Origin of the sequence: Mesorhizobium sp. M0293 (assembly GCF_040321735.1) — a bacterium.
In the GTDB taxonomy this organism is placed as follows: Bacteria; Pseudomonadota; Alphaproteobacteria; order Rhizobiales; family Rhizobiaceae; genus Mesorhizobium.
Window position 1 is genome coordinate 35,690 of sequence record NZ_JAMYSA010000012.1, and the last position, 24,290, is coordinate 59,979.

Sequence of the window (24,290 nt, forward strand, 5' to 3'; positions counted from 1 at the left end):
CCGCCACCTGTCATTGCACCACACCGGCCTTGCGGAGGCCGTCGACCATGAGTTCGAAATCGGCAGGGTTCTTGTAAGGCAAGACCTTGCGACGGTATTCCAGCGAATAGTCGGGATTGACGCGAAGCACCTCTTGCCATGCCGCGCGGGCCTCCTCCAAACGGCCCAGATGGCCGTAGCTGGCGGCCAGAAGCGCGCGCGAGACGTCGGTGACAGCGTTGCGAGCCAGCCGTTGCAGCAGGAGGTTAACGGCCTCTTCGTACCTTCCCAGTTGAAACAACGCCAAAGCCTGGAAGTGCAAAACCACATCCGGAAAGTATGGGTTTAAGGTCTTTCCTCGGGCGAAACTCCCGAGGGCCTCCTCGGGTCTGCCTGAATAGTACAGCGTTTCGCCGCGGCAGACGTGCCCTTCGGCGAAGTTCGGATTGAGGACCAGTGCGCGCTCGACCTCGTCGACGGCCTCATCGTGCCGTCGTGTGTACAGCTTGGCTATCGCCAGCGCCCAGTGCGCCCAGGGATCGTTGTCATCCAGCGTTACCGCTCGCGTTGCGGCCTCTTCCGCTTGCGCCATCGATTCCGGCGGCGACGCACTCCACCTGTTCAGGTAGTCGAGTCCGTGCGTGAGGGCGAGGAAAGCGTGGGCAAGGGCAAACTTCGGGTCCAGTTCGATGGCACGTTGCAAGAGGTCGCGGGCTGCGACGTTCGTCTCCTTCGTCAGCCGGTGCCACAACTCCCGGCCGCGCAGGAAACAGTCATACGCCTCGGTGTTGCGCGGATGCTCCAGCGCCAGCCGCTGACGGGCGTCATCAGTCAGGTTGAGCGCCAGCGCACCGACGATCTGCTGCGTCACGTCGTCCTGTACGGCGAATATGTCGGTCAGGTCGCGATCGAACCGCTCCGCCCATAGATGGCCGCCCGAAATTGCATCGATAAGCTGCGCGGTGATGCGCACCCTGTTACCCGACTTGCGGACGCTGCCCTCAAGCACATGCCGCACGCCGAGCTTCGCGCCCACCTCCTGCACATGCACGTTCTGGGCCTTGAAGGTGAACGACGAATTGCGGGCGATGACGAAGAGCTGCGACAGTTTGGACAGCGCCGTGATGATGTCTTCAGAGATGCCGTCGGCGAAGTAGTCCTGCTCGGCGTCTCCGCTCATGTTGGCGAACGGAAGGACGGCGATCGACAGCTTCGGCGGCGCTGCCGTCGCCGGGCTCATCGCGGTTTCCCAGGTCGCGGCCGCCTTGGTCCCAGCGCTGCCGACCTGCAGCGAATAGACGCGGATCGGCTCGGCAATGTTCTTGAGCTGCGTGCTGCCGAGATCGCTGACCGAGAGGTCGAGCCTCGCCTTGACCTGGCGATAGGCATCCTCGGACAGGCAGATGGCGCCGGGCGCTGCGACGCCCTCCAAACGCGAGGCGATGTTGACGCCATCGCCCATCAGATCGCCGTCGCTTTCTTCGACCACATCCCCCAGATGGATGCCGATCCTGAACTCGATGCGGCGGTCTTGAGGCACGCCGGCATTGCGCTCAACCATACCATTCTGAACCTCAACAGCGCAGCGCACGGCATCCACCACACTGCGGAACTCAACCAACGCCCCATCCCCGGTGCGCTTGACCATCCGCCCGTGGTGCACTGCGATGATCGGATCGATCAGGTCGCTGCGCAGTGTCCGCAACCTCGCCAAAGTACGATCTTCGTCCGCGCTCGCGAGCCGGCTGTATCCGACCACATCTGCAGCCAGGATCGCGGCTAGCTTACGGTTCTCGCTCATCTGTCCGTCTCCTCATCTCCACGATAGCAGGAAGACGGAGGTAAGAGGGAATTTCGTAAACGACGGCCACGCAGCCGCCCGAATCGGCGGCGCTCTGCCACGGACCCGCACGGATCGCTCGATGCCCATTTGCGCTGCCGCTTGCCGGTTGACGGCTATCGGTTCATCCTTGTGAATACCCTGGCCGTGAAGTGCGTGGCGAGATCACGCCGTCACGGCCCCAAGAGAGGTGTCTATGGACTGCTCGGGCTGCGGTTTCGAGATTGAGGGCGGTTACGCCTTCTGTCCGAAGTGTGGCCGGCGCCAGCCCGTATCATGCGCCAGTTGCGGCTACGTCTGCGCACCTGATTTTGAGTTCTGTCCGAAATGTGGGGCAAACGTCGCGCCCGCCAAAGCCGTCGAACGGCCTGCTCCGACACCGAGCCGGACCATTGTGCCGTCTTCTCGAACTCCGTCGCCGGACATCGAAAGCGAAGAAGGGCTGCCTCCTGTCTCGGACGCCGATCGCCGGACGGTAACGGTCCTGTTCGCCGACCTTTGCGGCTTTACGACACTCAGCGAGCAGCTCGACCCCGAGGTGATGCAAGCGCTGCAGAACGAACTGTTCAAGGAATTGACGGCGGCCGTGCGAAACTTTGGTGGTTTCGTCGACAAATTCATCGGCGATGCACTGCTGGCTTTGTTCGGTGCGCCGGTCGCTCATGAGGACGATCCGGAACGTGCGCTTCGCGCCGCTCTCGACATGATCGTCCGGACAGCGCGGCTCGGGGAAAGGGCCTCCCGCTCCGGCTCGCCTCTGTTACTTCACATCGGCATAAACACTGGTCCGGTCGTCACTGGCGGATTGGGCATCGGCACCGCCAAATCCTATTCGGTGACTGGCGACACAGTGAATACGGCGCAACGCCTGCAATCGCTGGCCGCACCGGGTGAGGTGCTGGTAGGCGAGCTCACTCACAGGCTGACCCGACATGCCTTCACTTACGAGTCGCTGGGCGATGTGGTGCTTCGCGGCAAGGCTGGCAGTGTGCTCGTTCATCGACTGGATGCACCGCTTGCGGCGCCGCGTGCAGCGCGTGGGCTCGAGGCGCTCGGTCTCAGCGCGCCGATGATAGGTCGTGGTGCGGAACTCCATAGAATGATGGCGAGCCTTGACCTGGCGTGTGGCGGCTCGGCCCAACTTGTCCGCCTCGTCGGAGAAGCCGGTATCGGGAAATCGCGGCTGGTGAAGGAGTTCGTCGCCCGCGTCGGCGACGAGGATCGTTTTCGCAACGTCGCCGTGCGGCAGGCCACGTGCTCACCGCTGGGCGAACAATCATTTGGCGCCTTGGGCGCAGTGGTGCGCAGCGCTGCCGGAATGATGCAAAACGACAATGGGGACGAAATGCGGGGGAAGCTCGCAGGCTTGCTTACCGATCTCGGCCTGCAGGGCGAGGAGGCGAAGCGGCTGATGCCTTTGCTCTACCATGTGCTTGGCCTTGGCGACCCCGATGCGACCTTGCAGCATGTCGAGCCCGAGCAACTGCGGCGGCAAATTCTCTACGCAGTCCGCACAATCATCGAACGACGGCTTGCGTTGTCGCCGCTGTTGATTGTCGTTGAAGACCTGCACTGGGCCGACGCCGTGTCGCTCGAGGCACTGCGTTTCGTGATGGACAGGTTGGAACGCACGCGGTTGATGTTGCTGGTCACGCATCGTCCGGCGCCGGACAACGACCAGCTCGACTCAAGTCGGGTCAGTCACACTGCGCTGAGGCTTTCGCCGCTCAACAGCAATGACGGACGCAGCCTGCTGGCGGCGCTTTTCGGCGAGAGCTGGGTAAACTCCGCAGGAGCACTTCTCGATCAGATCCTCGAGCGCGCGGGCGGCAACCCCCTTTTTGTAGAGGAGATCGTTCGCGGCCTTATCGATCGCGGTGTACTGGTGCGCGAGGGCCAGCGATGGCTGACTGCGGCAGGCGAAGTCGCAACCGGCATTCCCGCCACCATCCAGGCAATGTTGCTTGCTCGCGTCGACCGGCTGCCCCAAGACGTGCGCCGGTTGGCCCAGGAAGCCGCGGTAATCGGCCCGCGCTTCGATGCCGCACTTCTGAAGGCCGTGACAGCCGACCCCGGCCGGCTAGAAGCCGGCTGCGAACTGCTTTGCGATGCGGAAATCATCGAGGAAGTTGCCGGATCAGGCTCGGTCTCGTCGCAAAGCTACCGCTTTACGCAAACATTGCTGCAGGACGTGATCTACCAGAATCTGCTTCTGCAACGCCGGACCGACATCCACGGGCGGGTCGGTGCCGCCTTGGAGCAACTGTGCGGCGACAAGCCGGAACGGCTTGAGGATTTGACCGTGCTCGGTCATCATTTCGCGCAGAGCGCCGAACGGGAGAAGGGCGCGCATTACCTGCAGGCAGCGGGCGATCGCGCTCGCATGATATACGCCAACGATGACGCCCTTCGTCTCTACGAGCGAGCACTGACTGCGTTGGGCGCGGTCGGGCAAACACCGCTCAAACTGGCAATTCAAGAGCGCATTGCCGATTTGAGCGGCCCGGCAGGCCACCGCGAGATCGCGCACAGCCACTACGACACGGTGTTGCAGGCATACCGCGAGTCGGGCGATCGTGTCGCTTCGGCGCGCGTTTTGCGTAAGATCGGCCGGCTGCTCTGGGACGTCGGCAAGCGGGACCACGCAGAATCCCGCTATGCTGAAGCGGCAGCGCTCCTCGATGGAGCGGATGCCCCGGTTGAGCAGGCGCATCTCTGGCAAGAACGTGGCCGACAGGCGTTCCGTAGCGGAGATCACGCTCTCGCGGCAAAATGGGCGGACGCGGCGCTGGATTGCGTACGCTCTCTGACAACCGAGCATGTCTCCGAGGTCGGGCGCGATGCCACTCTTGTGACCGCCGAGGCACTTAATACCAAGGCTGTCGCGCTGGCTCGTCTTGGGCGAAACCGTGAAGCCGTGCGTCAGGTTGAGCGTAGCATTGAATTGGCCGAAGCCGCCGGTCTACTGGGCGCGGCCTGCCGCGGCTACACCAATCTCGGCGTGCTTTACACGACCATCGACCCAGCCCGGGCGATGGAGGTCTGTCGGCGCGGTCTTGAAGTAGCGCGCCATATTGGTGATTTGGGTTTCCAGGCGCGCCTCCTCGCCAATCTGGCAGTCGCTTGTTGTACTTTCACGGATCGCTGTCCAACGGAGGGCGTGCCTGCTGCCGAAAAGGCCATCGAGATCGACCGGGCGCTCGACCAGCGCGAGCACTTGCCGGTGCCTTTGATCGTGCTTGGGCAGATCCACCAGTGCAACGGCCGTCCGGAACTGGCGGTTGGCTTGTTCCACGAAGCACTGGACGTAGCCCGCGAAACGGGCGAACCCCAACTGCTGTTTCCGTGCTATGATGGTCTCGCAACGCTTAATCTCGACCTCGACAATCTGGCCGAGGCCGAACGCTACTTTTCCTTGGCGCAGGGTATATGCGCCCAGCACGGGCTCGACCCGGAAGCGCTTGTGGTGCTGCCTTTTCTCGACTAGCCGGGGTGGGAGGTTGGAAATGTCCGCGCCTAGTGACTTGGTACCGCTTCAACCGGGCGACCGTGCGCCGAACTTGGTACTCGACGCCATTACCCAGGAAGGCAAGATCGCGCTTGATGACTTTCGCGGACAAAAACCGGTGCTGGTCGGCCTGTTTCGAGGTCTGCATTGTGCGTTTTGCCGGCGCCATATCGCCGCCCAGGCGCGGCTTGATCCGGAGCTGCGCGAAAAGGGCGTGGAGAGCCTGACGGTGGTCAACACGCCGATCGAACGGGCGCGTCTCTATTTCCGCTACCACCCGATGCCGAATCTGCTGGCAGCCTCCGACCCTGAACGCGCTTCACATCGTGCTTTTGGACTGCCCAATCTCGAATTCACCGAAAACGAGACGAACTGGCCGTACAAGGTCTCGATGGCAGCGGCAATGGATATGCGGGTCGACATGCCAGGCGAGTTTCCCGGTCCTATAGATCCTGTTACGGCCAGCGAAATCCTCAACAAGAAGGACAATTACGAAGTGACCGAAGCCGACGAGCAGATGATGGCGACGGGACACGGACAATTGATCGGTCAGTTCCTGCTGGATCGGCAGGGGATTGTCCGCTGGAGCTTCACGGAGGTTCCAGAGGGTGGGCGATACATGTTTGGGGCGCCAAACCCGAAGGAGCTGATGTCAGCCGTATCCCAGGTCGCCCAATAGACTTGAGCGCACGATAGAACTGGGCGTGCACGCTGCGGAGCGTCTCGTTGATTGTATCCTACGCGTTGCGAGCGGGAACAATCACACTAAAAAGCTGCACCGTTCATTCGAGCACGGCCTCGACAGTGGCAACAAAGTCGTCGAGCGAGCGATCCCCGCGAATCTCGATGCGCGGAAGGTCGATGGGATCGCAATCGAGGTCCGCCGGCCCGTGTTTGCGGCCGAAGCCTACTCGATAGCCGCACTCCCTGGCCAACCGGCTAAGCCGCCGGTCGGTGACAGAGAAGGGTGCCGCGAACGCCGTGGTTGGCCGACCCGTCCACCGTTCGATGAACAGACGAGAGCGCAGGAACTCGGCGGCCAGGTCGGAGCTCGACAGGCCATCGATCGCGCGATGCGTCGCCAGATGGCTTCCGAAGAACGCACCTTCGGCGGCGAGGCGTCGCACCGTCCCGGCGTCCATAAGCCGCGTCGGCGGACCGATATCGGCGTCCCACTTTGCACTTTCGCCCACCAGATCCGTCACCAGGAACACTTCCGCGGTCAGGTCGTTGGCGCGCAAGATCGGCCAGGCATGGTCGGCAAAGTTCTGGAAGCCGTCGTCGAAGGTGATGACCACCGGGCGGCCAACGAAAGGCTGACGGTTGGCGATGAACTGTTCCAGCTGCTCGGACCCAATCGCGTGAAAGCCATTGGCGCGCAGCCATGCCATCTGGTTGGCGAATGCGGCGGGCGTGAGCCGAAAACGGGCGAGCGCGGCCGGGCCATCATCGGCGACGCTGTGATACATGAGGACAGGGATATGCTGGCGCCGCTCGGTGCGTGCGACGTCGCGGCGCAAGGCCCGCGCCCCGCCCCAGACGATATTTCGTGCGACCCCGATTTCGATGGGCGCGCGGATTGGCACATGATCGATCACCGGTTCCGTCGCCACATCGTCCGGCGACAGCCGGCGGAAACGGTCTATGCGGTAGAGCTCGGTCTGGATCGATTGCTCAAGGACGAGGCCTTCGGTCGCTGCCAGCGTCTCCGAGATCGCTTGCGCACCGAATGTGTTCCAGTCGAAGCCCGTCCTTTCAGGATTGTCACGAAGCACGAATGCGTGTGCGCTGATGAAACTGCCGCCAGGCGCCAACGCCCCAGCGAATTTTTTGGCTATGCGCCGCAACTCGGCGAGATCGTCCAGATAGTAGAGCACTTCCGAACAGAAGATCAGATCCATCTCACCCGGCAGCATGTCGGCAGAGAAATCCAGCACGCCGAATTCAATATTCGGTTGATCGCTGCATCGCGCACGGGCCCGCTCGATGGCTATGGCGGAGATGTCGGTTGCAGTCAGATGGCCCACACGCGGCGCCAGCTGCCGCGTGAAGTGGCCCTCCGCGCAGGCCAGCTCAAGCGCCCGTCCGATGGGACCAGCAGGCAGGATTTCGAGCTGCCGCTGATACTTTTCCTGCTCATAGAGCGAGCCGTACTTCCACGGGTCCTCGGTCGCGAAATAGCTGTTCCAGAACGCCGTGCGATCACTCCTGTCCGCGGTCCGTGCTCGGCGCGGCGTTGCAGGAGGTGGTGCAGGTTCGGCGCTCGACCTAACCAGCTCCCGCGCTTCCGCGGCCAATTGGGCGAGTTTGCCGAAATGGCTGTCTGGATCGGGCCCGCGTTCCGCTATGGACAACAATGCCTCGGCTGCGAGCGTGTTTGACGTGGCGGCGCCAGCGGCCTGTTGCGGTACAGGCGATCGTCCCGCAAGCCTTGCCGCACTGTCTACAACCCGCTCAGCGGGCACCACATTCTGGATCAATTCAATCCAATGATCCCTTGTCACTGCTCCGAGTACGCCGAACTGCACGACAGCCTCGATCTGGCCATCGATCATCAGATAGGCATAGATTTGATCGATTCCGTGCGGCAGTTCGGTCGAGGTCGGATTTCGAGAGTCGACGCGAATTCCAAGTGTCCGTGCCAGCCTGCGCGGCGCGGCAAGATCGTCGACGTCGAGAAGCATTTGCTCAAGCTGATACTGGATGCGGCGACCCGCTGCGGGATTGTCCCAGACCTTGCCGAGTTCGATGATCAACCCGGTAAGTGAGCCGCCGAACCTGTCCCACCTGGCAGCCAATTGCGCCGGCACCGAGAGGCTTCCCACCATAAGGCCATCGACGATCACCTCAGCGATCTCACGCGCCCACTTACGTCCGGCCGGGAGAGCGCGCAGGGATTGCGGGTCGATCAAGCGCGAGCCGCTGCCGCAATCCGACGCGGCGTTCCACAACGCGAACCACGCGAGTGCTTCGGATGCGGTGCAGCCGTTCGCATCGAGAGCTCCATTGGCGTGTGCCAATGCCGGGTGCTTGACCCGGGGATCGGGAGAGAAGCCGCGGGCGATCACGATTTCCGCGTCTGCCAGCATCTGCGTCGAATTCCGGCTGAGCGCGTTGGGGCTGATCCGATAGAAAGCGAGCGGCTCGTCGACCATCACCCAAGTTTTGCCCAGACGCGCGAGGCGCTGCCACAGATCCCAATCCTCGCAGGTCCGCAGCGACACATCGAAACCGCCCAACTCGACAATTGTTTCCCGGTCGACCAGTAGCGCGTGAGTGCGAACGGCACACCGGCGAGCGAATGTTTCGAAGGGCTGGATCGCAACCTCGGTTGAAATGCTCGACGGGGTGAGTTCGCCATCGGGCATCACGCGCCGAGAACCGCAATAGGCGGCCACTGCATCGGGCGCGGTTTTCAGTGCGGCCAGCATTTTTGCAAGGAAGTTGGCATCCACCCAATCGTCCGCATCCAGAAACATGAGCCAATGGCCGCGCGCTGTCGAAATCCCGGTATTGCGCGCGCCGGCGGCGCCATACGCGCGAGAGCCCAACGTCCGAAATCGGGCATCGCGCTCCACATAGCCGGCGATGATGGCGGGGGTGCGGTCCGTGGAGGCGTCGTCGACGACGATCGCCTCCCAATCCACTATTTCCTGATCGAGAAGGCAATCGAGTGCGCGCGCCAGCGTTACCTCCGCATTGTGCGCAGGAACCACGATCGAAACCAAGGGACTATGCGCCACGCCGCTTACCCGCGCCTGGTTCGATGGTAGAACAAGAGTCCCGAAACGTCGCCGGCGATTTCCTGCCAAAGGAGACGGTCTTGCTGGCCGATGCTGGCAAGCGTTGCAACGATGGTTTGCTCGGGATCGAACATCGGGACCACACCAGTTGCGGTAGCATTGTCCTGGATCATCGAGCTTTCGTTTTCTTTTGCAGGAGTCGGCGAATGTCAAAAACGGATGATGGCATCGGATGGCAGCACCGCTCTGTCAAGATCGGGGCGAATTAGCGGCAGGCAAAAAAGACTTGAAGATAGGGCCGAATGGCAAGCGCTCATGCCCTCGTGGTATGGGCTTGGGATCCTGGTGCCCTTGCACCTCAACATCGGTTTCTCCAAGGTAGGGCAACAACGGACATAATGTCGTCGCTTACCGATTTTGACCAGAAAGTTAACAGCACGATGCCACTCATGATTGGACGATCGGGAGCCGCGAACCTGGCGCGCCCGGCACAATGTCTCGGAGACCTGACGGCGATGCTTGTCCTGATTGCCAGACCGTTCGTTGTTGGGATCGCCCTCTTGCTGGCCGGTCACGCACAGGCGCAGGCGCCGGCAACCGTCCCGCCTGAAAGGGTCAAACAGCTGTTCGAGCTTCTCGACGATCCGTCGGTGAAGGCCTGGGTGGCCGAACAACGGAATCAGGACGCCGGATCGACGGGCGCGCCTGCCGAGGCGGGAGTTTCACCGACCGACGCATCGTCCGACCCCGTGGCCGCACCAGTGGCCCCACCCAGCCAGATGAATACGATGGCATCCTCGACGCTCGATCGGATCAGGCACCATATCGAAAGGATCGTGCGGACTTTGCCCCTGCTGCCAGGCCAGTTCGCGCGCGTTCGGGCAGAGACCATGCAGGATATGTCCAGCAAAGGGCCTGCCGGCGTATTGATCCTGATTGCGATGTTCATCGCTGCCGGCCTGGCGCTTACTTGGGCAACGTACAAGCTCACCCGTCCATTTCGGCTTTGGATTATCGCGCAACCGAAGGATACGCCCACGGGGCGAGCCAAGAAGATTGGTGGTCGCGCGCTTTATTCCAGCATGCTGATCGTCTCGTTCGCACTGGGCAGCGCCGGCGCGTTCATGTTGTTCGATTGGCCAATGCTTATCCGCGAGATTGTGCTGACATTTCTGATGGCGGCAGTCGTTACATGGGGTGTGCGCCTGTACGTGATGGCCACGCTCGTCCCTTCCTTCATGAACGTCGAGAACGCCGTCGAGGTTCGTGCCTTGCCGATCACCAACGAAACGGCTGATCATTGGTCCTATTGGCTGCCCCGGATCGTCGGCGTCTTCGCCTTCTTCGGCGCCGCGTTCATCCTCTTGCCGGGTCTCGGCATCGATCAGGACGGAATGACGGTCCTGTCCCTGGGCGCCGATTTTGTGCTGCTGTTACTCTTGCTGCTTGCCGTTTGGCGGCGGCCAAGAACGCAGCGAGACGGTGCGCGCCACAGCGGTCGCACGGCAGCGACATGGCTATTGACTGCTTATTTCGTCGTTCTGTTTCTGCAGCGCAATGCCGGCCTTTATATACTCTTCTGGTTTACCTTCGCCGCATTCTTCCTGCCTTTGGCAATCGTGCTGACGCAGCGCGGGGTCAATTTCGTTCTGCGGCCGGGTTCGGAAGATGCCGGCCGGCCGACGATCCCGGCGGTGACGATCGCCGTCATCGATCGCGCAATCCGAATGATTTTCATCCTGGCGGCGGCTTACTTTCTCGCGCGTGTCTGGGGTCTGAATATGCAATCCATGCACGACAGCGATACGACGACGATGTTCATATTGCGCGGCTTGATCAATGTCGTGGTCATTGCCCTCGCAGCCGATTTCGGCTGGTCGATCATCAAGGCGTTGATCGAACGAAAGCTGGGCATCCAAACATCGCACGAGCTGATAGGCGACGAGGATGTCCTACCCCCCGACTCGCATCAGGCGCGGCTGCACACCCTGTTGCCGATCCTCCAGAACATTCTGCTCGCATCGATCATCGTGATGGCGGTGCTGATGATGCTCGCCTCGGTGGGTATCCAGATCGGCCCGCTGATCGCCGGCGCCGGCGTCGTCGGCGTCGCGGTGGGCTTTGGCGCACAGACGATCGTCAAGGACATCATTTCGGGCGTGTTTTTTCTGCTCGATGATGCGTTTCGTGTCGGCGAATATATTTCCTCGGGCAATTACAAGGGTACGGTTGAGAGCTTTTCACTGCGCTCGGTGAAGCTGCGCCACCACCGTGGCCCGCTGTTCACGATACCTTTCGGTGAACTCGGGGCAGTGCAGAACCAGAGCCGTGACTGGGTTACCGACAAGTTCAACATCACCGTCGGCTACGACACCGATATCGACTTCGCCCGCAAGCTGATCAAGCGCATCGGCCTCGAACTGGCGGAAGATCCGGAGTTCAAACACTGGGTGATCGAACCGATCAAGATGCAGGGCGTACAGGAGTTCGGCGAGTACGGCATCGTCTTGAGGGTCAAGGTCACGACCAGACCGGGGGGTGCCTTCAGCATGAAAGGCAGATTCTTTTTACGCCTCCGCCAGGCATTCAAGGAGCAGGGCATCGAACTCCCGTTTCCGACCGTCCACATTCAGGGGCTACAGAACCCACATGGGGCAGAGAATGCGCCGTTGGAGGTCACACCCGAGTTGCAAATGGCCGTCGCGCAGTCGCACACCAATCGGCGCAGAAAAAAAGCGAGCACGACGGAGTAGGAAAGCTTTGACAGCTGCCGGTCACAGCGCGGTGCCGTTGCTGAGGTTCCTCGTCGTAACCGCAGTTCGGTCGTAGGGGAATGCTCGCCACCATGCTTGTCGTCATCGCCGCAAACTGGATCCTGATGTCCGGTCTGGTCACGCCTTTCGCCGCCCATCGTTTCCGGGTCTTCGGCCGCGATCTTGCCGACGGCGCTGGCGACATTGCGCGCGTCTGAGGCAGCGGCTTTGCTCGTGCCGGCGAGCTCGGGGCCGCAAAGTGGATTGGCCGAGATTTCTGAGTCGGAGGGAGTAGCGCTCGGCTGCCCCACGAATAGGTATAAGTCAAGACGAATCCGGCTTGCGGGTCGGGTATTTTGCTGCCATGGTTTCCGTCGCGGCAGGTATGCAAATGGGGTATCAGGATGGCCAAGGAATCTTCGAATTCCGTTTCTTCAGAAAAGAAGGCGGACGCAAATCTGATAGGTAACGCAGAAGGAAACGGGCTGAACTTCATGGGGGTCCAGGCTCGTGAAAACGGGGGCTCCGGCGACCCTGTCGGTGTCGACAAGATACGTGATCTGCTGTTCGGCAACCAGATGCAGGACTATGACCGCCGCTTTTCCAAGCTTGAAGAACGGGTCTTGCAGCGCTTTAAGGATGTTGAATCCGAGGCCAAGCGCAATCTCGACATGTACGAGTCAAATGCAAAGAAGCAGGTCGATTCGCTTGCGGCGCAATTGCGGAACGAAAAAGATTCACGGGCCGATGCCGACAAGGAGATTGACCGGAATCTTCGCGAGCAAAACCAGACACTTGAAAAGCAGGTGCGCGCGCTGTCGGATCAATTGAGCGCGCTTGAGCGCGACGTTTCGGACCGGATAAATCGAAACGATCATTTACTGCGTGAGGAAATCAAGCAGAAGAACGAAGGCGTTCAGATGCTGATCGAGAAAATGTTTGCCGATCTCAGCAACGTCAAGACCGACCGAAATCTTCTGGCCGGCTTGTTTGTCGAGGTTGCAAAATGTCTGAATCAGGATCCTGTTGGCAGCAAGAGCAACTCGGAACGTAACTGGAAAGTGAGTTGATGGGACCTTGACGTCAACCGTCGACCCAATCAGCCTTCCGCAAAGAACAGCCTCGAACGATACAGAGATTGATCGCGAGGCTCTGGCTCGTCTTTTGATCGAAATTGCCCGGAACGTTGATCCGGACTATCGTGCGCGTTTCGACGGAGTTCCAGCCGCCGATCCTCGCATGGAAACGCTGCGCCAGTTGCTGGTCAGCCGCGAAATTTCGGAGCTTTCACGAGTTACGCATCTGCTGGACGAACCCGAGCAGCTTGCGGCAGCAGTGGGCGACGTTCTTCCCAGTGCCGCCGCGCGAGCGCCTCATGCGCAGCTCGGCGAGGCGCTTGCGCCCGCTGTCGAAAGGGCTGTGCAACGGTCAATCCAGAAGAGCCCGCGCACGCTGACAGATATATTATACCCGGTGTTTTTGCCGGCAATTCGCAAGTCGATCGGGGAAAAGATCGACCAGACATTTCAGTCGCTGAATGAAACTTTAAGACATATATTTACTTGGCATGGTCTCAAGTGGAGATTTGAAGCCTGGAGGACAGGTGCGAGCTTCTCAGAAGTTGTGCTAAAGCATTCTCTTGTCTATCGTGTAGAGCATGTCTTTCTCATTAACCGTAATTCCGGGCTTTTGATAGCCCATGTAACTGCCGATAATGCAACGAGCGAAGATCCTCAACTCATTTCATCGATGCTCAGTGCAATCCAAGATTTTGTAAAAGACTCATTTAATGAGAAAGAGCAGAGCGGCCTAGACACAATCCGTTTTGGCGACCTTCGTCTCTGGTCGGAAGTTGGACCGTTTGCCACCCTGGTTTCGGTGATCCGAGGAAATCCGCCAGAGGAATTACATGAAATAGTTCGCGATGTATTGCTTCGCATCCATGATGAATGCTCACAGGCTTTAGAGCAGTTTGACGGCGACAGTTCGCAGTTGGCCGGCGTAGAGGCGCAGTTGCAGACCTGCGTTGAGCTGAAGCAGGAGGAATCAAACCAGGGATTTCCGTGGCTGGTGGTGGCTGCAGCCCTGCTGTTTTTGATTCCGGCAGGCGGTTGGTTCTTTCTTTCCTGGCAATCCGGGCAGCGCTGGCAGGCCTATGTGTCGCGACTGGAGACCCAGCCGGGCATCATCGTTGCAGAACAAAAGATGCGCGGCGGCCAATTCTATATTGCCGGCCTGAGAGACCCGCTTGGCGCCGACCCGCAGTCGCTGTTGTCTGGAACGCAGGTCGATCCCGCCCGCGTTCATTCACAGTGGCAATTCTATCAGAGCCTTGAGCCGGAGTTCGTGTTGAAGCGGCTGACTGCGTCGCTGGCTCCGCCGGATTCAGTACGGCTTTCGATCGTCAATGATCGCATCGTTGCCGAGGGCGAGGCTCCCGACACCTGGATAGATCGGGCGCGCGCAGCGGCCCGACAGCTTTCGGCAGGCGGACCGGAATTCGACATCTCCAAGGTTCGTGATGTGAGCCCCGAAGCACGCGCGGCGGAGCGCTGGCAGGCCTATGTGTCGCGACTGGAGACCCAGCCGGGCATCATTGTTGCAGAACAAAAGATACGCGACGGCCAATTCTATATTGCCGGCCTGAGAGACCCACTTGCCGCCGACCCGCAAGCTCTGCTGTCCGGAACGCAGGTCGATCCCGCCCGCGTTCATTCACAGTGGCAATTCTATCAGAGCCTTGAGCCGGAGTTCGTGTTGAAGCGGCTGACGGCGTCGCTGTATCCGCCGGATACGGTACGACTTTCGATCGTCAATGATCGCATCGTTGCCGAGGGCGAGGCTCCGGACACCTGGATAGATCGGGCACGCGCAGCGGCCCGACAGCTTTCGGCAGGCGGACCGGAATTCGACATCTCCAAGGTTCGTGATGTGAGCCCCGAAGCACGCGCGGCGGAGCACTGGCAGTATTATGTGTCGCGACTTGAGGCCCAACCGGGGATCATCGTCGCCCAACAAACGGCGAGGGGCGGACATTTCTACATTTCCGGCCTGAGAGACCCGCTTGCCGCCGACCCGCAAGCTCTGCTGTCCGGAACGCAGGTCGATCCCGCCCGCGTTCATTCACAGTGGCAATTCTATCAGAGCCTTGATCCGAAGTTCGTGGTGAAGCGGCTGACGGCGTCGCTGACCCCGCCGAAATCGGTCCAGCTTTCGATCATCCAGGGTCGCATCGTTGTCGTGGGTGAGGCTCCTGCCGCCTGGATCAGCCGGGCGCAGGCCGCCGCCGAACAACTTTCGGCGGACGGAGTGGTTCTGGATGTCTCGCAGCTGCATGAGCTGGACCTTGCAGAACTCAATCATTTGAGAGAGGCCATCCAGACGACCGATATTTTCTTCTCTTCCGGCAAAGTTGTGCCGGGACCAGAGCAGGTGCCGGTCCTCGACAGATTGGCCGGTCAAATAAAGGAATTCGCCCAAGATGCCCGCAAGTCAGGCGTAACAGCGCGGTTCATGTTGACCGGCCATTCGGACGCCACGGGCCGTGAGACGGCCAACGCGTCGATCAGCGCCGCCCGCGCCGAGACAGTTCGTGCGCTTCTCAACAAGCGCGGCGTCGCTCCTGAACTGCTGCTGGTTCGGGGCGCGGGCACCTTTGAACCGGCGGTGCCTGAAAATAGTCAAACTGGTAGCTCCACCAATCGCCGGGTTTCAATTACGGTAAACCTGGATTAGGGCGGAGCCCAAGATGTTGCAAAAAAAGATCTGTATGTTGGGCGGGTTCTCTGTCGGAAAAACCAGCCTGGTTCGCAGGTTTGTGCAAAGCATCTTTTCAGAAACCTACTTGACCACGGTGGGAGTGAAAATCGACAAGAAGAGTGTCGCGCTCCCGGACAAAACTGTGGATCTGATTTTGTGGGATTTGGCCGGCGAAGACGATATCGGCTCATTCCGCGTCAGCCATGTGCGAGGTGCGACAGGGCTCGTGCTTGTCGTCGACGGAACCCGCGCCGCTACTCTTGCCGCCGCGCTCACGCTGCGCGAGCGGGTCGAGGCCGAATTCGGCGCTATGCCGTTTGTGTTGCTGTTCAACAAATCCGATCTGGCCGATCGATGGGTAATACCGGATAGTGAGATAAACGGACTGAGGCAACGTGGATGGCAAATCTATCTAACAAGTGCGCTTTCGGGTGAGCATGTCGATGATGCGTTCCTTCAACTTGCTTCGATGGTCACCAAATAGACCATGCGTAGATTGCCAAGAGAAGTCGGAAACTGGATTTACGATTTCTTCTATAACGAGCACTCTGTCGCATATGTCAAAATTGACGCCCAGCTTTGCATAGCCGCGAAGGGCGGTAACGTTGAACATTACGGGCTCTTATCCGTTCGCATCGGTAGGCCTGTCACCGATCAGCTTCAATTCATGGAAGGTTTGCTGCCTTTCCCGGAGCTTCCATATCATATGGCTATGGTCGAACTGCCCAGCGGGCGTGTCGCGGACCTTCATTTCTTTGCCGACGACGACTGCGTGTGGTTGCTCTTTCTTGACGCCACTGCCGAACGCGACAACAAGCAGCGGCTTCAACAGAAGGCTTATGAAATGACGCTCCTGCAAGAGAGGGAGCGTCAACTCAACGAGAAATTACAATCGACAAACGAGGCGTTGAGGAAGAGCCAGGAGGGATTGTCGCGAGAATACCAGCGCGCCGAAACCCTCCTCCTCAACATTCTTCCGGCCTCGATCGCGGAGCGGTTGAAAGCGCACAAAAAAATTGCTGACAACCACGCGGAGGTGAGTGTGCTTTTTGCCGACATCGTCGGTTTTACGGAAAGAGCGCGAAGCGTCGGTGCCGTAACGACGCTCGCTATCTTAAATTACTTCTTCAAGGCGGCGGATCGGCTCTCGGAACGACACGGCTGCGAAAAGATCAAGACAATCGGCGATTGTGTAATGGTGGTCGCTGGCCTGCCCACCGCGCGATCCGATCATGCACTAGCCCTTGCGCGCTATGCAGTTGAACTGCGGAGGGCGGTCAAGCGCGAACGTTTCGCAGGGGAGCCGCTGAGACTGAGAATTGGAATTCACTCAGGACCGATCGTCGCTGGCGTCATAGGCAAAAGGCGGTTCGCCTACGACCTGTGGGGCGAGACGGTCAACCTCGCCTCACGCATTCAAACGTCCGCGGAGCCCGATGAAATCCGTATTTCCGATGCAACTCGCCAACTGCTCGGACCAAAATTTGCTTGCGACCCGCTCGAGGAAACGGAATTGCGTGGTACAGGTCGTGTGCGAATGTGGCGGCTGCCGGCCTGATTGACCGATTGGAAGTGCCGACCCTGGAGCCTAGGGCCGTGCTGTCATGACCGCACACATCTGGATGCTGAAGCCCTACGGGATGCAGCAGGGGACAGACCCGCGCGCATGGCGCACGACGACGGTTTTCAAACCGGTCGATCCAGCCCTTCCGGATAGACCAAAGGTGCTGTACTGAGTTTGCTCGACGTCCAAGAAGCGATCCGTCCACAACGTCACCACCACGGCCTTTCCATCGTTGCAACATGATGCGACATGGAATTGTTCAAGTGGACAACTTTTCCACTTGATAACCCGTTGAATTTGCTAAGGAAAATGATGGTGCCCAGAGGCGGAATCCAAGTGAAGAAAATCCCGTTTTCCTTTCAGAGACTTATACGAAGGCTAGTCGCATCTGCTACCAACAGAAATACCAACAAAATATTTCTGTGGATTGGTTCGGTTCCTGCTATTTCTCTCAATGCCTCGCACCTGCACCTTGTCTCTTCCGGTTCGGTCTAGATCCTTCTTGGGTTATTTATCATCATGCAGGGGGTCGAGTGAAGACCACGGCTGCCCAAGACCACTCAATGAGAACGGATGGCCGCTTGCGGCCCAAATGCGCCTGATGTCGGTCGTTCATTCGCTGTGCAAATGGTCCCAAAAGCCGCCGTCGTCTAAGCTAACCTGCTACGTCGCGCCTTACTTGCACGCCCTACTTTCAAGCGCTCTTCGTACTCCTTCCAAGCCATATAGTCTTCCTCGTTGTCAAAATCGGGCTGTGAGAAATCGGTGAGTTCATCGCAGCTTAAACAGTGAAACATCTGCGATGCGTCCTGAAAGTGCATGCCGCACAAGCAGCCACAAAACGGGCAGCACTCTTCAAGCTCGAGGTTGCTCCAGTCCCAGACGCCGAGATATTCAGGTGAGCCGTCACGATCGTGACCGACGACTTCAAAGGCATCTGCATTCTTTTCGACGAAACCCTTGATGCCCGCGCGTTTCAGATCCTCGAGAATGTCGGCGGGTTGAAGGTAGAACCACTCTCTGGCGCTACTCCCTCCATGCCGGCCAATGTTATGCGCTGCATATTTCTCGTGGAGCCGCCTTTCCGTTTCGGCCTCATTCTCCGCTTCGATCCACCCCACTACCTTTAGCGGGCGCGAGTTGCCGGTCTGTAAGGCACCTCGACGACCTCTAAGGTTCGTCGCGCGACCGATCTTCATCCGCCAATCGGCGTTATTCTCCTCGAGGATGAAATAAATGGGCATCGCTAATCGCCTCCCATGTCAAACAAGCTACGCGGCTCTTACGTGCGATCCTGTCTCGTCATCGGTTCGCTGGCCGAATTTCAATTTGATCGTGGGACGAATCTCCCGAAGTTTCGCTCATTCGAGCTTCACCGGCGCCACACCAATCGCCCAGAAATTGTCACGTTCGATGAGTTGTTGGAGCGCGCGAGGTTCATCGTGGAACATGGTCCAGAGCAGATGGATCAAGGTTGATTGTCAACAGGGATGCTGCGTGTAGTGCAGGCCTCCGCTCACCGCGCTTGACTACCCACAATCCGACCTACCCGTGGTCGCCTGCTGACGCGCAACTTTTGGCTGTTAGAAGCCGACACGCCAGCTCAGGCCCACCCCATCGCGTTGCGAATGTCTCGGATACTTCAAACCAGCTGCCGTCATTGCCTGCACCATGGTTCTCGCCCATGCAGGAACATTCGCAATCGTGCCCAGTTGCGTTGAGGCAAGCAGGGGAACATTTCTCCTGCTCGCGGTACGGCTGAATAATGTAAACGCTGCGGTAGCGTACAAGCGCGCGATCGACGAAATCATTTAGCCAGGCTTTCGGCAAGTCCCAGCAACGCAGCTCCTCGATCCATTCCGGGCGATGCCGGCGTTCATTGCGCAGCCACTTGCGATTGCCTTCTCCGTAGGGCAACCGCACCCGTAATTTCTCGCCCTTACCGATGCGTCGCAAGATGACCGGGATGGCTTCTTGATTCCACACCCGCTTCAGCTGCGCGTCGTCGAACAAAAGGTCCATGTCATCTTTCCCCGAGCGGCCGTTATAGTACGCGTTCGTTGTGCCGCAAGCGAGGTCGCCCTGGCTGGCCTTGCGCCTTGCAGGAACGCGATGCGGTCGTCGAGCGCTGGCCTCGCGAGGAGGTCGCGCCGACCTATGGCCGCGTGAGGGCCGATCCAAGCTGCGGCATCGCTGCCGCTGACGCGCTCGCGGACCATGTGAAACCGCGCGAAGTCATCCTTTTGCCCGAGACCCGACACCCTCATTGCCGAATGCGGTGCAGCCGAAAAAGCTTCTCGAAGAAATCCGTGATCCTCGCCTCGGCACCGCTACCGACCAGTTCATTCGCGCCGAACCGGTAGACCTCATATCCTGCAAGGCGCAGTTCACGGTCAGCCGACACCATGTCGGCATAGACATTCAATGATGGGAGGTCGTTTTCCGAGAAATGGTGCTTGCCATCGACCTCGATCACGATGCGTTGACGGTTGCGAAGTAACATAAGGAAGTCCATGCGCTGACGCGGCAGAGGCAGTCGATGACGCAGGGTCTTCACCACTGCAGGGTCATAGTGAAGATAGACTTGCGGCAGGAGTGCGGGCAACTCCTCGCCGAGGGCGGAGCGATAGGACTTGAAGTAGGTCGCGAAAAGCTTGCGTTCCGCGTCCGAGGCCAGCGATTCCTGAAGGCGCGCCCCGAGTTTTGCGGCATCTGCTCCCGGCGCAACCTCGCCCCACCAGGCGACGAGCTCCGACCACAGAAGTCCGCTCGCGCCGATCGGCCGGTCGTAAACAAGGCAGCTCTCTTCGCCGGACAGTATGACGATGTCGTTGTTGATCGCATCGGCGAAGCCGATCTCCGGCTTTGGTCCCCGCGAGGCAAAGATCAGGTTCTTCGGCCTGCCACCGACCCCGCGCACAACAGAGCGAAAACTGAAGAGCGGATGACCGGAGATTTCGCCATCCTGGGCCAGCTCATATCCATCCCGCGAAAGGACCTTGTTCAGGGCAGCGACCGTCTTCGCCTGCTCATCGCCAGATCGGGAAAGGGGGTGAACAGCCTGTTCGAGCAAAGCGCCGAACCTGGCCCTTGAACAATCGAAGGCCCCGATCTCAGATCGAGCCGACGGCAACGCAAGACGAAGAGACCGTCTCGATCGCGAGCCAGGTAATCTAATGCGACAATACCGCAGATCCCGTGCTCGCGGCCGTGCCTCCCGCCACTAACGACCCATCAGCCGAACCGGACGGCTTGCGCTTCCGTGCCCGTGCTGCGGCGGACGCATGATCATCATCGCGATGTTCGAACGGGGAGGCAGTTGCTCAGACCGCCACACCATTTTGTGATGCGATCTTTCAAAGAACGGCAAGTTGAAGCGCCATAGCCGACGCCTCCCGCGAGATTCTGACCTTCCTATGCATTGCACCCACAGTGAAGAGACCGTCGAGATGGATCTTTCGTTCAGAAGGAAACTGCCATGCGAACCACCGAACGTGATCGACCGCCTTCCGGCTGGTTTGTGGTCGACGTGATGCGCCGCGAAGCCCGGAAGTGGGACTGGACGGCGCTTATGACCGATACGCATCCTGATGACGATCTAGAAGCTCGGATCTTTGCGAAGCAGTGCTGGGTCCGCATTCCCGGCAAGCACCGAAACCGAGATGAGGCTTGGGATATGTTCGAGGCGATGTCAGCCACGCGGCACTGACTGACTTTCATTCCGCAGAAGAGAAACGAACAGCCCGCTGCCGCTGGTGGCGGTGTTTCGTGTCGCCTTTCATGTCGCGCACCATTAAAAACCGTTGAAAACCAAGGATACTCAGTTGCAACATGAAACGCGGACATTTCTGCATTTGAGGGTACGTTAAGATGCTAAATTCAGTACAGAAAGAAGTGGTGACCAGAGGCAAATGAGGAAATATGTCTGTGCCTTCAGGTGTTACCACTCTCAAAGAAACCAAGAAATACAACAATATATTTCTGTGGCTTATTTCATTCCTCCCGGAATGTCCGACTGATTTGGTCCGACAGCGGCTTCACAAAATAGGAAAGCGCCGTACGCTCGCCCGTCTGGACCATCGCTTCGGCCGGCATGCCGGGCACGAGCGTCAGGTCCTTGAGCTTCGTCAGTTCCGCATGCGGAACCGATAGACGCACCAGGTAATACGAAATGCCGTTTTTTTCGTCCGTCGCCAGATCTGCTGCGATCCGGCTGACATATCCGTTCAATTCCGGCGTGGTTCTCAGATTGAAGGCTGACATCCGCAGCACGGCCTTGTGACCAAGCTGGATTTGGTCGATGTCCTTCGGGGTGATCCGTACTTCCAGCGCAAGATCGTCGCCTTCCGGCACGATTAGCATGATCGGATCGGCGGGCGTAATCACTCCGCCGAGCGTATGAACTGCGAGTTGTTGAATGGTGCCTGACTGCGGCGCGACGATATCGATCCGTCGCAGTTCCTGTTCAGCCGCCACCTTGCGCTCACCATACTCCCCGATCTGCGCCTGAACCTCTCTGAGCTCCTGGCCGACTTCGGTCTTGAAATCCTGATCGATCTGCGGGATCTGCAGGCGCGTTTCGGCTATGCGGGCTGCTGTCTGTGCCTGATGTGCGATCTTCTCACCGCGTTCGCCACCGAAAGTGGCAACCTGGATCTTCAGGCTGTTCAACCGTTGGTCCGAGACAATGCCTTGGTCGCGCAGCCCACTCAGAACAGCAATTTCCTTAAGGAGAACCTCGATCCTTTTTTCACAGGCAATTTCCTGCGCCTCGAATCCTTCGATCTCGTGGTGATATTGAGTAATGTGTTCCGCCAGTTGCGCCTGCTTTCCGTCGCGGGATTGTCTGCGGAATTCGAACAGCAGCGTCTCGCTATGTATTGCCGAAGCTACGTCCGGAACATCTCTTCGGACGAGCAGCCAGTCCGGGAAGGCGATCTCCGCGAGATCGTCACGTTCAGCATCGAGTCTTGCCTGGTAGGCGGCGAGCTCATCGAGCCGCTTGGTGACTATGGCGAGATTGGCGCGCGTCTGGGTGGCATCGAGCCGCATGAGGATGTCGCCGGCTTTCACTTTATCGCCTTCGCGCACCAGGATTTCTCCCACCACCCCGCCGGTCGGGTGCTGCACCTTCTTGACATAGGAATCGACGACAAAGTGTCCGGACGCGACAACCGCACCGGAGAGATTCGTGAAGGCCGCCCAGGCTCCGGCTCCTCCCACAAAGATTACGCTCGCCAGAAGGCCCGCCACCAGGTGGCGGCGAATGGAGCTGGAAACGTCATTGTTCTGATGAATGCCGGACACCGGGATCCTCCATGTCAGCGCGCTCTCCCACATGATCCTGTGTAGATTCGATGGCCTTGACGCCAGCGCCTCGTGCCATCGCTGTCCCCTTCAGGACTTTGGAAAGTGCTTCATCACGCGCACCGAATGCTCGCTGCCGTCCACCTTCCATCACCAACACCAAATCCACGGCGCGGATGGCGCTCGGCCGATGGGCGACGACAACCGCAATGCCCTTGCGCTCGCGCACGGAGGCGATCGCCTTAACGACCGCAGCCTCGCCTTCCGCATCGAGATTGGCATTGGGTTCATCCAGCACAACAAGGAAAGGGTCTCGATAAAGAGCACGGGCAAGACCGATACGCTGGCGCTGCCCGGCGGAAAGTGCCGATCCGGCCTCACCGATCGGAGTTTCGTAGCCGTGCTCAAATCGGAGGATCAGTTCGTGCGTGCCCGCTGCTTTCGCCGCGGCGACAATAGCCTCAGGGTCAGGATTATCTTCAAAACGAGCAATGTTTTCGGCAATGGTGCCGTCGAACAGTTCAACACCTTGCGGCAGATAGCCGATATGACGGCCTAGTGCTTCCCGGTCCCATTGATCGAGGCTTGCGCTGTCGATGCGAACCTTTCCGGCGACCGGCGCCCATGCGCCGACGATGGCGCGCGAGAGTGTCGACTTGCCCGAGCCCGATGCACCGATGATCCCGAGTGCGCTTCCCGCCTGAATGGCAAACGCAAGGCCGGTCACGGTCGGCTTCCTTTCGCCGGGCGGAACGATTGTCACGCCTTCGAGGCGCAGTTCGCGTTCAGGTGCAGGCATTGGCATAACAGGAGCGGATTCAGGAACCTTTTCCAAGAGGTCCTCCAGCCGCGCCCAACCCTGGCGCGCCATGAGGAAAGGTTTCCAGCTTGAAATGGCCAGATCGACCGGAGCCAGCGCACGCCCCATCATGATCGAACTGGCAATCATAACCCCGGCCGTAGCCTCCTGTCTGATGACAAGGTACGCGCCGACGGCAAGAATGGCCGATTGCAGCAGCACGCGCAGCGATTTTGAAATGGCACCCAGCCCACCTGCCAAGTCCCCAGCTTTCCGGTTGGCGGCCAGATACTTGGCATTGGCCTTTTGCCATCGGGCAGCGATCCGCTTTCCAAGGCCGAGAGCTCGCACGACCTCGGCATTGCAACGCGCTGCTTGCAGCAGACCATTGCGTGCCATGTTGTGGGCAACGGTATCGCTTATCGGCCGTTGCGAGAGAGTGTTGGCAAGGAGTGTCAGAGATGTGAGGCCGACCGCCCCGATAAGTGCCGTCATGCCGATCCAGAAATGAAGGAGGAAGCAAATGCCAAGATAAAACAGCATCCATGGCAGATCGAAGAACGCTGTCGGACCGTTTCCACCCAAGAAGCCGCGAACATTGTCGAGATCGCGAAGCGGCTGCAAGCCGTCGCCCGGCATGCGCGTTGAAAGCGGAAGGCGAACGATCGCATCGTGAACGCGTCCGGAAAACTCTCCATCGAAACGCTCGCCAATCCGCAGCAGCACGCGGGCGCGCAAAATGTCGAGCAGGCATTGGAACGCATAAAGCCCCGCAGCAAGCACGACGAGCCCCACCAGCGTCGATACGCTGCCACTTGCCAGAACGCGGTCATAGACTTGAAGCATGAACAGCGGCGAGATCAGCGCAAGCACGTTGACCACGCCGCTGATCAACAGAATTCCCCAAATAGCGGAAGTCAGAGGGAAAGGTCTCAAAGCTGAATCCTTCATGGAATGGTTACTCACGTAGGTCTCCGTGAGGATCTGGCGACCCAGCTCCCTATATTGCTCCCCGAGCGGCAACCGACTCGCTGATTC

The 24,290-nt window shown here is 59.4% G+C and carries 18 protein-coding genes; 10 read left to right on the forward strand and 8 right to left on the reverse strand.

The genetic code is table 11. The features are described from left to right. Positions 1-10: 10 nt before the first annotated feature. A complete protein-coding gene (locus NKJ06_RS07325; RefSeq protein ID WP_352809479.1) occupies positions 11-1,780 on the reverse strand; it encodes an adenylate/guanylate cyclase domain-containing protein in 1,770 nt (589 codons plus the stop codon). 235 nt (positions 1,781-2,015) lie between these two features. On the opposite strand from NKJ06_RS07325, the gene NKJ06_RS07330 reads away from it, so the two are divergent. Continuing rightward, positions 2,016-5,306 carry an adenylate/guanylate cyclase domain-containing protein gene (locus NKJ06_RS07330; protein ID WP_352809481.1) on the forward strand — a complete coding sequence of 1,097 codons (3,291 nt, stop codon included), beginning with the start codon at positions 2,016-2,018 and terminating at the stop codon, positions 5,304-5,306. Positions 5,307-5,325: 19 nt separating this feature from the next. Next, positions 5,326-6,006 (forward strand): peroxiredoxin-like family protein, encoded by a 681-nt coding sequence (locus tag NKJ06_RS07335; RefSeq protein WP_352630193.1) that lies wholly within the window; start codon positions 5,326-5,328, stop codon positions 6,004-6,006. Between the two features lie 103 nt (positions 6,007-6,109). Here the strand turns inward: NKJ06_RS07335 and NKJ06_RS07340 are convergent, their stop codons facing one another. Beyond that, the gene (locus NKJ06_RS07340) at positions 6,110-9,070 is read right to left on the reverse strand and encodes a glycosyltransferase (RefSeq protein ID WP_502905592.1); all 2,961 of its coding nucleotides are present in this window, start codon (positions 9,068-9,070) and stop codon (positions 6,110-6,112) included. 5 nt (positions 9,071-9,075) lie between these two features. Continuing rightward, positions 9,076-9,243, reverse strand: coding sequence for a hypothetical protein (locus NKJ06_RS07345; RefSeq protein WP_352809483.1), 168 nt, complete (start codon positions 9,241-9,243; stop codon positions 9,076-9,078). A gap of 342 nt (positions 9,244-9,585) precedes the next feature. On the opposite strand from NKJ06_RS07345, the gene NKJ06_RS07350 reads away from it, so the two are divergent. The 6 genes from NKJ06_RS07350 to NKJ06_RS07375 all read left to right on the forward strand — a co-directional run bounded on the left by NKJ06_RS07350 (position 9,586) and on the right by NKJ06_RS07375 (position 17,140). Beyond that, positions 9,586-11,823, forward strand: a complete 2,238-nt coding sequence (locus NKJ06_RS07350) for a mechanosensitive ion channel family protein (protein ID WP_502905595.1) — start codon at positions 9,586-9,588, stop codon at positions 11,821-11,823. A 92-nt stretch (positions 11,824-11,915) separates the two neighbouring features. After that, positions 11,916-12,041 (forward strand): hypothetical protein, encoded by a 126-nt coding sequence (locus tag NKJ06_RS07355; protein ID WP_352809485.1) that lies wholly within the window; start codon positions 11,916-11,918, stop codon positions 12,039-12,041. A 186-nt stretch (positions 12,042-12,227) separates the two neighbouring features. After that, a complete protein-coding gene (locus NKJ06_RS07360; protein ID WP_352629975.1) occupies positions 12,228-12,893 on the forward strand; it encodes a hypothetical protein in 666 nt (221 codons plus the stop codon). A gap of 7 nt (positions 12,894-12,900) precedes the next feature. Then, positions 12,901-15,558 carry an OmpA family protein gene (locus tag NKJ06_RS07365; protein WP_352809486.1) on the forward strand — a complete coding sequence of 886 codons (2,658 nt, stop codon included), beginning with the start codon at positions 12,901-12,903 and terminating at the stop codon, positions 15,556-15,558. Positions 15,559-15,571: 13 nt separating this feature from the next. Then, positions 15,572-16,066: a Rab family GTPase gene (locus NKJ06_RS07370; RefSeq protein ID WP_352629972.1), complete on the forward strand. Its 495-nt coding sequence runs from the start codon at positions 15,572-15,574 to the stop codon at positions 16,064-16,066. Positions 16,067-16,069: 3 nt separating this feature from the next. Further along, entirely contained in the window at positions 16,070-17,140 is a 1,071-nt protein-coding gene (locus tag NKJ06_RS07375) for an adenylate/guanylate cyclase domain-containing protein (protein WP_352629970.1), read from the forward strand. 656 nt (positions 17,141-17,796) lie between these two features. On the opposite strand, the gene NKJ06_RS07380 is transcribed toward NKJ06_RS07375, so the two are convergent. Next, positions 17,797-18,390, reverse strand: a complete 594-nt coding sequence (locus tag NKJ06_RS07380) for a GIY-YIG nuclease family protein (RefSeq protein ID WP_023736263.1) — start codon at positions 18,388-18,390, stop codon at positions 17,797-17,799. A 15-nt stretch (positions 18,391-18,405) separates the two neighbouring features. Here NKJ06_RS07380 and NKJ06_RS07385 point away from each other — a divergent pair, with 15 nt between their 5' ends. Continuing rightward, positions 18,406-18,624 (forward strand): Shedu anti-phage system protein SduA domain-containing protein, encoded by a 219-nt coding sequence (locus NKJ06_RS07385; protein WP_352792532.1) that lies wholly within the window; start codon positions 18,406-18,408, stop codon positions 18,622-18,624. Positions 18,625-18,691: 67 nt separating this feature from the next. On the opposite strand, the gene NKJ06_RS07390 is transcribed toward NKJ06_RS07385, so the two are convergent. Beyond that, positions 18,692-19,168: a hypothetical protein gene (locus NKJ06_RS07390; RefSeq protein ID WP_023736264.1), complete on the reverse strand. Its 477-nt coding sequence runs from the start codon at positions 19,166-19,168 to the stop codon at positions 18,692-18,694. Between the two features lie 241 nt (positions 19,169-19,409). Next, a complete protein-coding gene (locus tag NKJ06_RS07395) occupies positions 19,410-20,279 on the reverse strand; it encodes an AbiJ-related protein (protein ID WP_280813643.1) in 870 nt (289 codons plus the stop codon). A gap of 345 nt (positions 20,280-20,624) precedes the next feature. Between NKJ06_RS07395 and NKJ06_RS07400 the strand changes: the two genes are divergently transcribed. Next, the gene (locus tag NKJ06_RS07400) at positions 20,625-20,855 is read left to right on the forward strand and encodes a hypothetical protein (RefSeq protein WP_023736267.1); all 231 of its coding nucleotides are present in this window, start codon (positions 20,625-20,627) and stop codon (positions 20,853-20,855) included. 284 nt (positions 20,856-21,139) lie between these two features. On the opposite strand, the gene NKJ06_RS07405 is transcribed toward NKJ06_RS07400, so the two are convergent. Next, complete coding sequence (locus NKJ06_RS07405) at positions 21,140-22,453, reverse strand: HlyD family type I secretion periplasmic adaptor subunit (protein ID WP_352809487.1); 1,314 nt, start codon at positions 22,451-22,453, stop codon at positions 21,140-21,142. Beyond that, the gene (locus NKJ06_RS07410) at positions 22,428-24,203 is read right to left on the reverse strand and encodes a type I secretion system permease/ATPase (RefSeq protein WP_352809492.1); all 1,776 of its coding nucleotides are present in this window, start codon (positions 24,201-24,203) and stop codon (positions 22,428-22,430) included. The genes NKJ06_RS07405 and NKJ06_RS07410 overlap by 26 nt, the downstream gene beginning before the upstream one ends. Between the last annotated feature and the right edge of the window lie 87 nt (positions 24,204-24,290).

Coding starts and splice junctions, on each gene's coding strand:
- NKJ06_RS07330 (WP_352809481.1), top strand. CDS start 2,016: ATGGACTGCTCGGGCTGCGGTTTCGAGATTGAGGGCGGTTACGCCTTC.
- NKJ06_RS07375 (WP_352629970.1), top strand. CDS start 16,070: ATGCGTAGATTGCCAAGAGAAGTCGGAAACTGGATTTACGATTTCTTC.
- NKJ06_RS07360 (WP_352629975.1), top strand. CDS start 12,228: ATGGCCAAGGAATCTTCGAATTCCGTTTCTTCAGAAAAGAAGGCGGAC.
- NKJ06_RS07410 (WP_352809492.1), bottom strand. CDS start 24,203: ATGAAGGATTCAGCTTTGAGACCTTTCCCTCTGACTTCCGCTATTTGG.
- NKJ06_RS07335 (WP_352630193.1), top strand. CDS start 5,326: ATGTCCGCGCCTAGTGACTTGGTACCGCTTCAACCGGGCGACCGTGCG.
- NKJ06_RS07350 (WP_502905595.1), top strand. CDS start 9,586: ATGCTTGTCCTGATTGCCAGACCGTTCGTTGTTGGGATCGCCCTCTTG.
- NKJ06_RS07390 (WP_023736264.1), bottom strand. CDS start 19,168: ATGGACCTTTTGTTCGACGACGCGCAGCTGAAGCGGGTGTGGAATCAA.
- NKJ06_RS07345 (WP_352809483.1), bottom strand. CDS start 9,243: ATGATCCAGGACAATGCTACCGCAACTGGTGTGGTCCCGATGTTCGAT.
- NKJ06_RS07370 (WP_352629972.1), top strand. CDS start 15,572: ATGTTGCAAAAAAAGATCTGTATGTTGGGCGGGTTCTCTGTCGGAAAA.
- NKJ06_RS07380 (WP_023736263.1), bottom strand. CDS start 18,390: ATGCCCATTTATTTCATCCTCGAGGAGAATAACGCCGATTGGCGGATG.
- NKJ06_RS07400 (WP_023736267.1), top strand. CDS start 20,625: ATGCGAACCACCGAACGTGATCGACCGCCTTCCGGCTGGTTTGTGGTC.
- NKJ06_RS07325 (WP_352809479.1), bottom strand. CDS start 1,780: ATGAGCGAGAACCGTAAGCTAGCCGCGATCCTGGCTGCAGATGTGGTC.
- NKJ06_RS07385 (WP_352792532.1), top strand. CDS start 18,406: ATGTCAAACAAGCTACGCGGCTCTTACGTGCGATCCTGTCTCGTCATC.
- NKJ06_RS07355 (WP_352809485.1), top strand. CDS start 11,916: ATGCTTGTCGTCATCGCCGCAAACTGGATCCTGATGTCCGGTCTGGTC.